The sequence below is a fragment of the Ideonella flava genome, assembly GCF_051857595.1.
Lineage (GTDB): Bacteria > Pseudomonadota > Gammaproteobacteria > Burkholderiales > Burkholderiaceae_C > Ideonella.
The window spans coordinates 90914-103836 of sequence record NZ_JBPZHD010000006.1 but is presented as its reverse complement, the minus strand read 5'-3'; the positions used below and the strand labels follow the sequence as shown (position 1 = coordinate 103836).

At 70.4% G+C, this 12923-nt stretch carries 14 protein-coding genes; 11 read left to right on the top strand and 3 right to left on the bottom strand.

Annotated elements, in window-relative coordinates:
- Nucleotides 1–3 precede the first annotated feature (3 nt).
- A complete protein-coding gene (kdpA, locus tag ACS5PM_RS14330) occupies nucleotides 4–1794 on the bottom strand; it encodes a potassium-transporting ATPase subunit KdpA (RefSeq protein WP_439388622.1) in 1791 nt (596 codons plus the stop codon).
- Nucleotides 1794–1886 carry a K(+)-transporting ATPase subunit F gene (gene kdpF / locus ACS5PM_RS14325; protein WP_439388318.1) on the bottom strand — a complete coding sequence of 31 codons (93 nt, stop codon included), beginning with the start codon at nucleotides 1884–1886 and terminating at the stop codon, nucleotides 1794–1796. Before kdpF ends, kdpA begins: the two co-directional genes overlap by 1 nt.
- A gap of 236 nt (nucleotides 1887–2122) precedes the next feature.
- On the opposite strand from kdpF, the gene ACS5PM_RS14320 reads away from it, so the two are divergent.
- The 6 genes from ACS5PM_RS14320 (at nucleotide 2123) to ACS5PM_RS14295 (ending at nucleotide 8441) form a co-directional block, all read left to right on the top strand.
- Nucleotides 2123–2575, top strand: a complete 453-nt coding sequence (locus tag ACS5PM_RS14320; protein WP_439388317.1) for an NUDIX domain-containing protein — start codon at nucleotides 2123–2125, stop codon at nucleotides 2573–2575.
- A gap of 71 nt (nucleotides 2576–2646) precedes the next feature.
- Nucleotides 2647–3030, top strand: coding sequence for a hypothetical protein (locus ACS5PM_RS14315; protein ID WP_439388316.1), 384 nt, complete (start codon nucleotides 2647–2649; stop codon nucleotides 3028–3030).
- Nucleotides 3031–3135: 105 nt separating this feature from the next.
- Nucleotides 3136–4260 (top strand): substrate-binding domain-containing protein, encoded by a 1125-nt coding sequence (locus ACS5PM_RS14310; RefSeq protein ID WP_439388315.1) that lies wholly within the window; start codon nucleotides 3136–3138, stop codon nucleotides 4258–4260.
- Nucleotides 4257–6215: a sensor histidine kinase gene (locus tag ACS5PM_RS14305; protein WP_439388314.1), complete on the top strand. Its 1959-nt coding sequence runs from the start codon at nucleotides 4257–4259 to the stop codon at nucleotides 6213–6215. The genes ACS5PM_RS14310 and ACS5PM_RS14305 overlap by 4 nt, the downstream gene beginning before the upstream one ends.
- 45 nt (nucleotides 6216–6260) lie before the next feature.
- A complete protein-coding gene (locus tag ACS5PM_RS14300) occupies nucleotides 6261–6938 on the top strand; it encodes a protein-L-isoaspartate(D-aspartate) O-methyltransferase (RefSeq protein ID WP_439388313.1) in 678 nt (225 codons plus the stop codon).
- Nucleotides 6939–6959: 21 nt separating this feature from the next.
- A complete protein-coding gene (locus ACS5PM_RS14295) occupies nucleotides 6960–8441 on the top strand; it encodes a cytochrome P450 (protein ID WP_439388312.1) in 1482 nt (493 codons plus the stop codon).
- A 194-nt stretch (nucleotides 8442–8635) separates the two neighbouring features.
- On the opposite strand, the gene ACS5PM_RS14290 is transcribed toward ACS5PM_RS14295, so the two are convergent.
- Nucleotides 8636–8941 (bottom strand): antibiotic biosynthesis monooxygenase family protein, encoded by a 306-nt coding sequence (locus ACS5PM_RS14290; protein WP_439388311.1) that lies wholly within the window; start codon nucleotides 8939–8941, stop codon nucleotides 8636–8638.
- Nucleotides 8942–9202: 261 nt separating this feature from the next.
- On the opposite strand from ACS5PM_RS14290, the gene ACS5PM_RS14285 reads away from it, so the two are divergent.
- From ACS5PM_RS14285 to ACS5PM_RS14265, 5 genes are all read left to right on the top strand, one after another.
- A complete protein-coding gene (locus tag ACS5PM_RS14285; RefSeq protein ID WP_439388310.1) occupies nucleotides 9203–9547 on the top strand; it encodes an NIPSNAP family protein in 345 nt (114 codons plus the stop codon).
- Nucleotides 9547–9891 (top strand): antibiotic biosynthesis monooxygenase family protein, encoded by a 345-nt coding sequence (locus ACS5PM_RS14280; protein ID WP_439388309.1) that lies wholly within the window; start codon nucleotides 9547–9549, stop codon nucleotides 9889–9891. The genes ACS5PM_RS14285 and ACS5PM_RS14280 overlap by 1 nt, the downstream gene beginning before the upstream one ends.
- The gene (locus ACS5PM_RS14275; RefSeq protein WP_439388308.1) at nucleotides 9888–10607 is read left to right on the top strand and encodes an ArsR/SmtB family transcription factor; all 720 of its coding nucleotides are present in this window, start codon (nucleotides 9888–9890) and stop codon (nucleotides 10605–10607) included. The genes ACS5PM_RS14280 and ACS5PM_RS14275 overlap by 4 nt, the downstream gene beginning before the upstream one ends.
- A gap of 596 nt (nucleotides 10608–11203) precedes the next feature.
- Nucleotides 11204–11731: a hypothetical protein gene (locus ACS5PM_RS14270; RefSeq protein WP_439388307.1), complete on the top strand. Its 528-nt coding sequence runs from the start codon at nucleotides 11204–11206 to the stop codon at nucleotides 11729–11731.
- Nucleotides 11732–11792: 61 nt separating this feature from the next.
- Nucleotides 11793–12911 (top strand): cytochrome c oxidase subunit II, encoded by a 1119-nt coding sequence (locus ACS5PM_RS14265; RefSeq protein ID WP_439388306.1) that lies wholly within the window; start codon nucleotides 11793–11795, stop codon nucleotides 12909–12911.
- Nucleotides 12912–12923 lie beyond the last annotated feature (12 nt).

The window sequence follows — 12923 nt, the reverse complement described above, 5'->3', positions numbered from 1 at the left end:
GCATCACTTCCACAGCATCAGGTGCTCGACCACCGGGCCCAGGGCCAGCGCCGGCACGTAGTTCAGCAGGCCGACCAGCAGCACCGTGCCGATCAGCAGCACGATGAACAGCGGCCCATGGGTGGGCAGCGTGCCCTCGGTGACGGCCAGGCGCTTCTTCGCGGCCAGCGAGCCGGCGATGGCCAGCACCGGCACGATCACGCCGAAGCGGCCGAGCCACATCGCGATGGCGAGCATGACGTTGTAGAAGGGCGTGTTGGCCGAGAGGCCACCGAAGGCCGAGCCGTTGTTGTTGGCCGCCGACGAGAAGGCGTAGAGGATCTCCGAGAAGCCGTGCGCCCCAGGGTTGGCCACCGCCACCTTGCCTGCCTCCACCGACACCGCAACGGCCGTGCCGCCCAGGACGAGCAGCGGCGTCACGAGGATCGCGATCGAGACCATCTTCATCTCGAAGGATTCGATCTTCTTGCCCAGGTACTCCGGCGTGCGGCCGATCATCAGGCCGGCGATGAAGACGGCCATGATGGCGAAGACCAGCATGCCGTACAGGCCCGAGCCCACGCCGCCGAAGACCACTTCGCCCAGCTGGATGAGCACCAGCGGCACCGCCCCGCCCAGCGGCGTGAACGAGTCGTGCATGCCGTTGACGGCCCCGCACGAGGCCGCCGTGGTGATGGCGGCGAACAGGCCCGTGGCGCCGATGCCGAAGCGAGCCTCCTTGCCCTCCATGTTGCCGCCGGGCTGCGTGGCGCTGGCGACCTGGTCGGCGCCGAGAGCGGCGAGCGCCGGGTTGCCCTGCTGCTCGAAGCTCATCACGGCGACGGCCATCACGAGGAACATCGCCAGCATCGCGGCGATCACCGCCACGCCCTGGCGCTGGTCGCCCACCATGCGGCCGAAGACGAAGCACAGCGCCGCGGGGATGGCGAAGATGCTCAGCATCTGAAGCAGGTTCGACAGCGGCGTCGGGTTCTCATAGGGATGAGCCGAATTGGCGTTCAGGATGCCGCCGCCGTTGGTGCCCACCATCTTGATCGCCAGCTGCGAGGCCAGCGGAGCCATGGCCAGCGTCTGGGTGTGGCCGGATCCGTGCGTCATCACCGGCTGGCCCTGGTTGTCCTTGACGGGCTGGCCTTCGGCGTCGAGCACGGGCTCGTCCCAGCTTTGGGTCTCGACGGTCCTGGCCTCGACGTAGGCGCCCAGGCTCTGGATCGACCCCTGCTGCACCAGCACCAGCGCCAGGACGAACGAGATGGGCAGCAGCACCCACAGCGTGACGCGCGTGAGATCGGCCCAGACGTTGCCGATGGCATGCGCCGAGTGGCGCGCGAAGCCGCGCACCAGCGCGATGACCACCACGATGCCGGTGGCGGCGGAAAGGAAGTTCTGCACCGCCAGGCCCAGCATCTGGACCAGGTAGCTCATCGTCGCCTCGCCGCTGTAGCCCTGCCAGTTGGTGTTGGTGACGAAGCTGACGGCGGTGTTGAACGAGGAGTCGGGCGACACCGCCGGCATGCCTTGCGGATTGAACGGCAGCCCGGCCTGCAGGCGCTGAAGCGCATAGACGGCGAGCACGCCCAGGCCGTTGAAGATGAGCAGGCCGACGGTGTAGCGCAGCCAGCCGGATTCTTGCTCGGGCTTGATGCCGGCCAGCCGGTACAGCGGCGCCTCGAGCTTGCGGCCCCACGCGAAGCGGCCGTTCACGACCGTGTCGATCCACCGCGCCAGCGGCCAGGCGACGAGGCCCAGCAACACCAGGTAGGCGACCAGCAAGGTCCACGACGAGGCGGTCATCATGAAAAGTCCTCCGGCCGCAGCAGCGCGACGACGAGGTACACGAGCAAGCCACCGGCGAGGATGGCGGCGATCACGGTCAAGGCGTCCATGTCCGTCGCTCGCCTTCACTGGTGGCTGCGCAGCAGTCGCGCGCAACCCTTGGCCAGGCCGAACACCACGAGCCAGAAGACGGCGCACAGCGTGAGGTAGATCAGATCCACGAGGATCTCCATCGAATGAGATGGCCTGATCGTAGGAAGCGGCATGTCAAGGCGATGCCAAGACTTCGGCACGCCGCATCAAGAAAGCATCAAGACAGCGGCCTCAGGCTTGTCGACAATGCGCCATGGCCACCACCCTGAGCTGCGGCATCCTGGTCTTCAACGGCCGGGCGGAGCTGCTGCTCGGGCATGCCGGCGGGGCCTCACACTGGGACATTCCCAAGGGCGGGGCCGAGCCGGGCGAATCTCCACGCGAGGCGGCCGTGCGCGAGACCACCGAGGAGACGGGCCTTCGCCTGGCGCCCGAAGAGCTGATCGACCTCGGCCGGCGCGCCTACCGCCCGGGCAAGGACCTGCACCTGTTCACCACGCGCGTCGACGGGGTCGATGCGAGGCAACTGGTGTGCATCTCCACCTTCGTCGACCGCCACGGCCGCGAACGGCCGGAACTGGACCGCTTCGCCTGGCTGGCCTGGGAAGAAGCCCTGGCGCGCTGCGCGCCGGCGATGGTGCGGGTGCTGAGGACGCTCGACCCTGCCGCGCTGGCCAGCGGCTCGCCCCAGGGCCGGCCCGCGTAAAGAGTCTTTCCTACCGCAGCTGCGCACTGCGACAATGCCGCGACCTGCCGCCTCCTGCCCTCGTCGCCCCCGTGCCCAACCTGACCCTCGTCCGCCGCCAGAACGCCTTGCAGTTGTTCCAGCAGTTCGCCGAAGCCCGCATGCGCGCCGGCGAGCCGCCCAAGGGCCTGGAGCAGGCCTTCGCCCAGGCGCTGCAGGTCAGCCCCAGCATGTGGAGCCAGATCAAGTCCAGCCGGCCGATAGGCGACAAGCTGGCGCGGCAGATCGAGGCCGCCTGCGGCCAGCCCGGGGGCTGGCTGGACGAGCTGCAGGAAGCGCCCGGGCTGACCGCGGGCGAGCAGCAGTTCGTCGAGCTGGCGCTGAAGGCCTTCCGCTCCACCAACGCCGGCGGCCGCAAGCAGCTCAAGATGATGCTGCGGCAGACGCTCGAGGCGGCGTCCGAGCCCGCTGCCTGAGCGCGCGCGGCACGATGGCGTTTGCTCGTGTCATGTGCGGCTGCTAACCTGACGCACACGCCGGCCGGTCGGTCACTCGCCAGAACGCCAGCGCCAGGAGAGTGCATGCAGTGGTTCCTCCTTCGCTGGTCGTCGTGCGCCGTCGGGCTCGCCTTGTCCGGCGCCATGCTCGCCGGCACGGCCGCGGAGCCGGATGCACTGCAGCGCGCCCACGAGACGGCCCAGCTCTATTCGTCCCCCTCGCCGGCCTGGGATGGCCCTTCGAGCGGCCCGCCGGGCCTGCCGGGACGCACGCTGGTGGTGGTGGCAGACAACCTGCGCAACGGCGGCGTGCTGGGGGTCGCCCAGGGCATCCGCGAGGCGGCGCGGGAGCTCGGCTGGAAGGTCCGGCTCATCAACGCCTTCGGCCAGGACGGCGGCCGCACGGCCGCCCTGGAGGCCGCAGCTGCCGCCCGGCCCGATGCCGTGGTGCTCGCGGGCCTGCCGGCCGAGCGCTTCCGTGAATCGCTCAAGCCGTTCGCCGCCAGCGGCACGCCGGTGGTCGGCTGGCACGCCGGCCCGCAGCTGGGCGCGATCCCCGAAACGCCGGTGGCCATGAACATCACGACCGAGCCGCTGGCGGTGGCACGGGCGGCCGCCAGCCAGGCGATCGTCGACAGCAGCGGCCACGCCGGCGTCGTGATCTTCTCGGATTCGGGCATAGGCATCGCCTGGGCCAAGGCCAAGGCCATGGAAGAGGCGGTGCGCGAATGCGCCGATTGCCGCGTGCTCGAGGTGGTGGACCTGCCGATCGCTTCGCCGCCCGAGGTCGTGGCCGCCGCCGGGCGGACGCTGCTGGCCCGCCATGGCGCCGCCTGGACCCACGCCCTGGCCATCAACGACCTGTACTTCGACCACCTGGCGCCGATGCTGGCGACCCTGCCCGAGGGCACCGCAACGCCGGCGCTGGTGTCGGCCGGCGACGGCAGCCCGTCGGCCTTCATGCGCATCCGCGCCGGACTCTTCCAGAGCGCGACGGTCGCCGAGCCGCTGCTGCTGCAGGGCTGGCAGGCGGTGGACGAGGTCAACCGCCTGCTGTCCGGCCAGCCGCCCAGCCGCTACTTCGGGCGCCCCCGCCTGTTCACGGCCGCCAATCTGCAGGTCGACGGGGGGCCGCGCCTGCGCTTCGATCCGGACAATGGCTACCGGGATGTCTACCGTCGCCTGTGGCGCAAGGTGCCGCGCCCGTGAGCCCGACCCCGCCGAAGATCGATCACGGCGAGCCTCGCCGCTGGATCGGCTCGCTCAAGAGCCAGTTCGTGCTGGCCCTGCTGGCGATGCTGCTGCTGTTCGCCTTCATCTGCGCCGGCAGCCTGATCGGAATCCACACCGTCGAGCGCAACTTCCGCCGCCTGACCGACGAGAGGCTGGTCTTCGTGCAGGCCGCGCAGTCGCTGACCCTGCAGGCGATGCGCATGCAGGTCGACGCCGCCACGCTGCGCTCGGCCACCAGCGCCAACGACTTGCAGGCGGCCTTCGCCCGCATCGAGGAGGGCCAGGGCGTGGTCGCCGAGCTCACCGTCACGCTGGCCGCAAGCGACGACGCCAGCGTGCTGGACCTGCACACCGCCAGCGACATGCTGCGCGCCGCCGCCTCCATCGCGGTGCAGTTGCGGCGGCGCCAGCTGCAGGTCGACCCGGAAGGCAACGGCCTGCGCGAATCGGCCCGCTGGCGGGCCACCAGCCAGGAGCTGGACCGCGCGGCGGTCGGCCTGGTGGAGGCCGCCCACGAGCAGGCGCGCTGGCACACCGAGCGCTTCGGGCAGGCGATGGTCGGGCAGGCCCGGGCCCTGCGCGAGCAGGAGCTGTGGTTCGCCGGCCTGGCGCTGGCCACCTTGCTCGCCATCACCGCCGTGGGCTATGTCTTCCTCGGCCGGCGCATCGTGAGCCGACTGCTGGTGCTGAGCCGGGCCTTGCAGCATTCGCCCGGCGCGCCGGCACAGCGCCCGCTGCCCGTGCACGGCAATGACGAGATAGCGACCATGGCGCGGAGGGTCGAATCCTTCCTCGCCGACCAGGAGGCGCTGATCGCCGCGCGCCAGGCGCTGGAGGTCGAAAGGCTGCGTCTGGCGGCCATCATCGAGAACACCGCGGATGCCATCGTGGTCGCGCGCGACGAGCTCGTCATCCAGGCCAATCCGGCCGCCGAGACCCTGTTCGGCCGCCCCCGCGGCGAGTTGCTGGGCAGCACGGTGGAAAGCCTGGTGCCGGGCCTTTCGCGCTCGCCCGCCCTCAGGAGCGGCATCACCGAAGAGCGCCAGGCCCTCACCCGCCAAGGCGAGCTGCCGGTGGAGGTCTCGCACAGCTCGCTGTCGGCCGGCGGCGAGTCGCTGCGCGTGCTGGTGCTGCGCGACGCCACCATCCATCACCAGGCCGAGGCCTACCTGCGCAGCGCGCGCGACGCGGCCGAGCAGGCCCGCAGCGCGCAATCGCGCTTCCTCACCCATGTGACGCACGAGCTGCGCACGCCGCTGAACGGCATCCTAGGCTTCACGCAGATGCTGCAGCTGGACCCTGCCCTGACCGCCGGCCAGCGCCGCCACACGGACAGCATCCTGCGATCCGGCCAGCACCTGCTCGGGCTGATAGAAGACCTGCTCGACATGGCCCGCATCGAGGCCGGCCGGCTGGAGCTGTCACCGGCCCGGGTGGCCGTGCGCAGCATGGTCGACGACGTGATGGAGCTGATCGCCATGCGGGCGCGCGAGCAGGAGGTGAGCGTTTCACATGCGGTGGATCCGTCCGTCCCGTCGGCCATCGTGTGCGACCCGAAGCGGCTGCGCCAGGTGCTGATCAACCTGCTGGGCAATGCGGTGAAGTTCGCGCCCGGCGGACGCGTTCGCCTGCAGGTCGGCGCCGTGCCCGCGCCCGATGGCACGGCCGTTCGCTTCGAGGTCAGCGACGACGGCCCCGGCATCCCGCCCGAGCACCAGGACCGCATCTTCCTGCCCTTCGAGCAGTCCGGCGATGCGCCGGGGCGCGCGGCCGGCACCGGCCTGGGCCTGGCCATCACCCGCGAGCTGGTCGCGCTGATGGGCGGCCGGCTCGGGCTGCGCAGCGAGGCGGGTCACGGCAGCGTTTTCTGGTTCGAGCTGCCCGTCACCGCCGCACCGCCGGCGCTGGCAGCGCCGCCCGCGGCGGCGTAGGATTTGGCACCGCCTCGCCTGCCGTCCAGTCGGCAAAGCGGCGCCATGGCAGACGACGACGACTACGCGCAATCGCGCGCCGGCATGCTGGCCGAGATCACCGCCCTGGTGATCTTCAACACCGGCCGCCTGGGCAAGGCGGCCCTGGACAGGCGCGTGCTCGACGCCCTGTCCGAAGTGCCGCGCCACGAATTCGTGCCCTCCGAGCTGCGCCTGTGCGCCTACGCAGATTCGCCGCTGCCCATAGGCTGCGGCAAGACGATCTCCCAGCCCTTCATCGTGGCGGTGATGACCGACCTGCTGGGCCCTCAGGCGGCCGACCGGGTGCTCGAGATCGGCACCGGCATGGGCTACCAGACGGCCATCCTGTCGCGGCTGGTGCGGCACGTCTACACCGTCGAGCTGATCGAGCTGCTGGCCCTGGCCGCCCGCCAGCGCCTGTCCCGCCTGGGCTGCCGCAACGTGACGCAGCGCGTGGCCAACGGGCACCAGGGCTGGCCGGAGCAGGCGCCGTTCGACAAGATCCTCGTCAGCGCGGCGCCGCAGGAGGTCCCGCCGGCGCTGATCGAGCAGCTGGCTCCGGGAGGCCGCCTGGTGCTGCCCGCCGGGCCGCCCGAGCATCAAGTGCTGCTGGTGCTCGACAAGGCGGCCGACGGCACCCTGAAGCGGCGCGAGGTCTTCGGCGTGCGCTTCTCGCTGCTCGAGGACTCCGCGCCGCGCTGATCCAACCCACCAGGAGCCTCCATGGCCGTGACCGACACCAGCCCCCCCTCGGCCGCCGCCCCGGTGAATCCGGCCGGCGCCGCTGCGCTCCGCCGCATCGCCGACCTGCCCGGCCCCAAGGGCCTGCCCAAGCTGGGCAACGCGCTGCAGATCAAGCGCGAGCGGCTGCACCAGCACGCCGAGGCCTGGGCGAAGGAGTTCGGCGAGGTCTATCGCTTCTCCATCGGCGAGCGCGAGTTCGTCGTGCTTTCCAACCCCGAGGTGGTGGCCGGCGTGCTGCGCGACCGGCCCGAGGGTTTCAGCCGGACTTCGCGCATGACCGAGATCGCGCGCGACTTCGGTTTCGACGGCGTCTTCACGGCCAACGGCGACAAGTGGCGACGCCAGCGCCCGATGGTGCTGGCCGGCCTGGATCCGACGCACATCAAGGCCTTCTTCCCGACGCTGGTGAAGGTGACCGAGAGGCTGCGCCACCGCTGGCACCGCCATGCTGCCAACGGCCGCCCGATGGACCTGCAGGCCGAGCTGATGCGCTTCACGGTGGACGTGACCGCCGGCCTGGCCTTCGGCACCGACATCAACACCATAGGCTCGGACGACGAGGTGATCCAGCAGCACCTGGACAAGATCCTGCCGGCGCTGTTTCGCCGCCTCATGGCGCCGCTGCCCTACTGGCACTGGTTCCGGCTGCCGGGCGACCGGGCCCTCGAAGGGCACCTGGCCGCGCTGAACGAGGCGGTGCAGGGTTTCATCCAGTCGGCCCGCCGCCGCCTGGCGCACGAGCCGGTGCGGCAGGAGCGGCCGGCCAACCTGATCGAGGCCATGCTCGTCGAGCGCGACCGCGAAGGCAGCGAGCTCACCGATGCCGACGTGGCCGGCAACGTGCTGACCATGCTGCTGGCCGGGGAGGACACCACGGCCAACACGCTGGCCTGGGCGATCTGGCTGCTCAACGAGCATCCGCAGATCGCCGTGCGCGCCAGCAACGAAGTCAACGCGGCGCTCGGTGGCGAGGCCTGCCCGACACGCTACGAGCAGCTGGGCCAGCTCGACTTCATCGAGGCCTGCATCCACGAGACCATGCGGCTGAAGCCGGTGGCGCCGATCATCGTCCAGCAGGCCGCGAAGGAGCGCGAGGTGGCCGGCGTGCTGCTGCCGGCCGGCACGCTGGTGATGTGCCTGATGCGCCCGGCGGCGCTGGACGATGCGCGCTTCCCCCGGGCGACCGATTTCGACCCCGACCGCTGGCTCGCCAACGACGGCCACGCCGCCCTGGCGGCCAGCTCGGCCAAGCGCGTGGTGATGCCTTTCGGCGCCGGCCCGCGCATCTGCCCGGGCCGCTACCTCGCGCTGGCCGAGATGAAGATGGTGCTGGCGATGCTGCTGGCGTCCTTCCGCATCGATTCGGTCGACACCCCCGACGGCCTGCCCGTGCAGGAGCGGCTGGCGCTGACGATGTCGCCCGTCGGCCTGCGGATGGCGCTCGGCTCCGCAGTGGATTAGGGCCAGAGCGGCAGAGCCGCTCTGGCCCTTGGTCGAATGTTGGGCTCCCCCGGGCCCCCTCCAGGAGGAGGCTCCAGCAAGTCGATCTGCACCCACCAGCCTCCCTCCGCGAGGGAGGCTCCAGCATGATTGACAAGCCGGCCCGACAGCCGGCACACCATGGCGCCAGAGGACTTCAGCCGAGGCGGGCCTCGCTATGGCTTCAGGTCGAGCACCACTTGACCCGACACCGGATCGGTGACCCCGAGCCCGCCGCCGAGATCCTCCAGGTCGGCGCGGAAGGTGTCGAGCAGGGCGATCATCTGCGGCCGCGCCGCGGCGAGCGAATCGAAGGAGTCCCACTCGCCGACCATGCAGTAGCTGCGCTCGCCGGTCTTGACGAGCGAGCCGCGGCGAAAGCCCTTGAAGGTGGGGTCGGCCCGGCGATGGGCTTCCAGAAAGGCCTCCTCGCGACCGGGCTTGACGCGGAAACGCACGATGTTGAAGGCGGTGGCGGACATGGCTTGCTCCTTTCGACGACCAGGATGGCAGCGGCGAGCGGACGGCCCGCCGCCGATTCACGAGCCCCTACGCCGCCTTCGGCGTCGGTCCCCGAGGGGATCAGATGCCCAGGGGCGGCCCGGCGGCAACATGAGTCGGCCGAGGGCCCTCATGTCTTACGCCGGCCGGCACACGGCGTCAATGCTTCGTTCATGGGCGAAGCATCCCTGGGCGTGCGCGGCCCACACTGGCGCCATCCCTCTCGACGACACACCCGCAACATGACCCTGACCTGTTTCATCCGATACCGCATCGACCCGTTCCAGCGCGACCTCTTTGAGCGCTACGCCGAGGCCTGGGCGCGCATCATCCCGCGCTGCGGCGGCCACCTGATCGGCTACTTCCTGCCGCACGAGGGCAGCAACGACGAGGCCTGGGGCCTGATTGCCTTCCCGAGCCTGGCCGCCTACGAGACCTACCGCCAGCGCCTGCGCGAGGATCCGGAAGGACGCGCCAACTTCGAGTTCGCGCACAAGGAGCGTTTCATCCTGCAGGAGTGGCGCACCTTCACCCGTGTCGTGGACGCCAGCTTCTGCCAGCCGCCCACCCTGAAAGAGGCCGCCTGATGATCACCGTGCTGTTCGAGGTCACGCCCCTTCCGGGTCGGGCCGAGCGCTATTTCGAGATCGCCGCCGCGCTGTCGACCGAGCTGCGGCAGATCGACGGCTTCGTCTCGGTCGAGCGCTTCGAGAGCCTGAGCCGCCCGGGCAGCTACCTTTCGCTGTCGACCTGGCGCGACGAGGACGCGGTTCGCGCCTGGCGCACCCAGGCCACGCACCGTGCCGGCCAGCGCGAGGGCCGCGAGAGCGTCTTCGCGAGCTACCGCATCCGGGTGGCGCAGGTGCTGCGCGACTACAGTCAGGACGAGCGGGCCGAGGCCCCCCGGGACTCCAACACCAGCTTGCTGTGAAGACGAACTCCGCCCCGCACGAGCCGCGCCTGGTGCGCATCGCCGCCCTGCTGGCCGACGGCAGCCGGGCCCGCATGCTGAGCTATCTGCTGGGCGGCGAGCTGGCCAGCGCGAGCGAGCTGGCGGCCTGCGCTTCGGTCAGCGCGTCCACCGCCAGCGCCCACCTCTCGCAGCTGCTCGAAGCCGGCCTGGTGAGCTGCGAGCCGCGCGGCCGCCACCGCTACTACCGCCTCGCCGATGCCGAGGTGGCGCATGCGCTGGAGGCGCTGGCCCTGGTCGCCGAGCGTGGCAGCCACGAGGCCGAGTGGGCGCGGCCGGCACGCGCGCGGCTGCGTGAAGCGCGTTGCTGCTACGGCCATCTGGCGGGCCGTGCCGGCGTCGCCTTGCTCGCGCATCTGCAACAGGACCACTGGCTCGAGCTCGCGACGACAGCCGCCGGCCCCGCCTTCGCGCTCAGCGCCCGCGGCGCCGAAGGCCTCACCGGCTGGGGCCTGGACGGCCCGGCGTGGCAGGCCCGGCTCGCCTCGGCGGGCCCGCGCCGCCAGGCCTATCCGTGCCTGGACTGGTCCGAGCGACGCGACCATCTGGCCGGCCCGCTGGGCCACGCACTGCTCGATCATTTCCTCTCGCGCGGCTGGCTGCGCCGCCAGGACGGCGAACGTGCGCTGGCGGCCACGCCCACCGGCCGCCGCAAGCTGGCCTGGCTGCATGACTAGTTTGTTAGCCCCCACGGCCCCTTCCGGGGCCTGCCCCCCGAGGGGGCTCGCGCAGCGGACCGGCAAAGCCGGATCCGCGCACGCCCTGGATGGGAGCGGCGCTGCGCGCGCTCGGAAAACGATGGCCGAGAGCATCTGCAGCACGACCAGCAGGTTCATCCAGATTTGCATGTTGTGAAGACTCCGAAACGTCGCTGAACTGCAGCAGGGTGCGCAGCGGACCGGCAAAGCCGGATCGGCGCACGCGGCCGGCGCTTCGCGCGGCCCGAAACATGGGGAGTAGCAGCCGCCTTGTCGGCCGCCCCCAACAGGAGTACAACGCCCGCAAAGGTGGCCCGAAGAGGGCGGCCTTGGGCCTTGTTCATCAAGGGGGTGGTATGCGCGAGCGAACCGGCTTGACGCTGACCGAGCGACCCGCCACCACCAACCCGGTGGCAGGCCACCCGATGAGCGCTCCCCCGCACGGGGGACGATGCGTTTTTGTGTGCGCCGCGGCGGCCATCGAGCCCGCCCTCGTGCCTGACCTTGTGCCTGCTTTCCCTTCCCTCGACCTGCCCGGCCGCTGACGCGGCCGTTTGCGTTTTTTGGAGGTGACCATGGAAATGCGACTTCGCCTGCACCGCTGGGAGGGCCGCTCGCCCGATCTTGTGGCGGCTGCCGTCGCGGGCATTGCCGCCGGGGCCGTGCTGATGGTGCTGGAGCTGCTGTGGTCGGGTGCCATGATGGGCGAGGCGCCCTGGCGCATCTCGCAGTTCGTCGCGGCCATCACGATGGGGCCCTACACCGTGCTGCACGCGCCGCCGAATGTGTTCGACCCGACCATCGTCACCGTGGCCCTGGTCACGCACTACGTGCTGGGCATCAGCTTCGCGATCGTGCTGGGCGCCGTTGTCGCGGGCTACCACTACGACGACGACATCAAGGTCTCGCTGCCGCTGATAGGCGCGATCTTCGGTGCCTTGCTGTACGTCCTCAACTTCTTCGCGCTGACCGAGGTCTTCCCGTGGTTCGCCGAGATGCGCGCCTGGGGCACCTTCCTCGCGCACCTGGTCTTCGGCATCACCGCCGCCGAGCTCTACGGCAAGCTGGCCCAGTACCGCCAGCGCCAGGCCGCCACTCGCTGAAGACCTGCCCATCGCGCCGGGCCGCGGTCCGGCGCGAGCCGCCAAGCCGAGGGAGCATCACATGGGTGTCGCCGTCGCGTTGCTGTTGATCGTCGTCGCCAGCGTCGTCTTCCACTGGCTGACGCCGTGGTGGCTCACGCCGCTGGCGTCGAACTGGATCCAGATGGACCACACGCTGTCGATCACGATGGCGGTCACCGGCCTGTTCTTCGTCGTGATCATGCTGTTCGTGGTCTACACGGTGTGGAAGTTCAAGCACCGCCCCGGCAGCCCGCGATCGGCCTACCAGCCCGACAACAAGAAGCTGGAGCACTGGCTGATAGGCATCACTTCGGTCGGCATCATCGCGCTGCTGGCGCCGGGCCTGAAGGTGTATGCCGACTATGTGCAGCCGCCCGACCACGCGATGCAGATCGAGGTGCTGGGCCAGCAGTGGCAGTGGCGCTACCGCTTCCCTGGCGACGACGGCAAGCTGGGCGGCACCGATGCCCGCTTCTTCAGCGTCACCAATCCCTTCGCCATCGACCCGGCGGACGCCAACGGCCTGGACGACCGCGTCATCACGGGCACCGAGATCCACCTGCCGATCAACCAGCCGGTGAAGGTGCTGGCCCGGTCGCATGACGTGCTGCATGACTTCTTCGTGCCGGAGTTCCGCGCCCGCATGAACATCGTGCCGGGCCAGATGAGCTGGTTCTGGTTCACTCCGACCAAGGTCGGCAAGTACGAGGCGATGTGCGCCCAGCTGTGCGGCGTCGGCCACCCCAACATGCATGGCCTGGTCGTGGTCGAGGACGAGGCGAGCTTCCAGACCTGGCTCAAGCAGCAGGCCACCTTCGCGGTGAGCCAGCAGCCGCCCAGCGCGACCGCCGGCGCCGGCTTCGACCTGGTCTCCAAGGGCAACGCGCTGGCCCAGGCCAAGGGCTGCACCGCCTGCCACACGATAGACGGCAGCCCGGGCGTCGGCCCCACCTGGAAGAACCTGTTCGGCAAGACCGAGACCTTCGTCGACGGCTCGACCGCCCGGGTCGACGAGGCCTACCTGCGTGCCTTCATCAAGGACCCGAGGGCCCGCGCGATCAAGGGCTTTGCCCAGGTGATGCCGGCCATTCCGCTGGCCGACGACGAGATGGACGCGCTCGTCGCCTACATCAAGTCGCACGGCACTGCCCCACAGTAACGAGGACCGCTC

Bases quoted from the DNA above. Each gene is read 5' to 3' on its own strand.
- kdpA (WP_439388622.1), bottom strand. From the start codon at position 1,794: ATGACCGCCTCGTCGTGGACCTTGCTGGTCGCCTACCTGGTGTTGCTG.
- kdpF (WP_439388318.1), bottom strand. From the start codon at position 1,886: ATGGACGCCTTGACCGTGATCGCCGCCATCCTCGCCGGTGGCTTGCTC.
- ACS5PM_RS14320 (WP_439388317.1), top strand. From the start codon at position 2,123: ATGGCCACCACCCTGAGCTGCGGCATCCTGGTCTTCAACGGCCGGGCG.
- ACS5PM_RS14310 (WP_439388315.1), top strand. From the start codon at position 3,136: ATGCAGTGGTTCCTCCTTCGCTGGTCGTCGTGCGCCGTCGGGCTCGCC.
- ACS5PM_RS14300 (WP_439388313.1), top strand. From the start codon at position 6,261: ATGGCAGACGACGACGACTACGCGCAATCGCGCGCCGGCATGCTGGCC.
- ACS5PM_RS14295 (WP_439388312.1), top strand. From the start codon at position 6,960: ATGGCCGTGACCGACACCAGCCCCCCCTCGGCCGCCGCCCCGGTGAAT.
- ACS5PM_RS14290 (WP_439388311.1), bottom strand. From the start codon at position 8,941: ATGTCCGCCACCGCCTTCAACATCGTGCGTTTCCGCGTCAAGCCCGGT.
- ACS5PM_RS14285 (WP_439388310.1), top strand. From the start codon at position 9,203: ATGACCCTGACCTGTTTCATCCGATACCGCATCGACCCGTTCCAGCGC.
- ACS5PM_RS14280 (WP_439388309.1), top strand. From the start codon at position 9,547: ATGATCACCGTGCTGTTCGAGGTCACGCCCCTTCCGGGTCGGGCCGAG.
- ACS5PM_RS14270 (WP_439388307.1), top strand. From the start codon at position 11,204: ATGGAAATGCGACTTCGCCTGCACCGCTGGGAGGGCCGCTCGCCCGAT.
- ACS5PM_RS14265 (WP_439388306.1), top strand. From the start codon at position 11,793: ATGGGTGTCGCCGTCGCGTTGCTGTTGATCGTCGTCGCCAGCGTCGTC.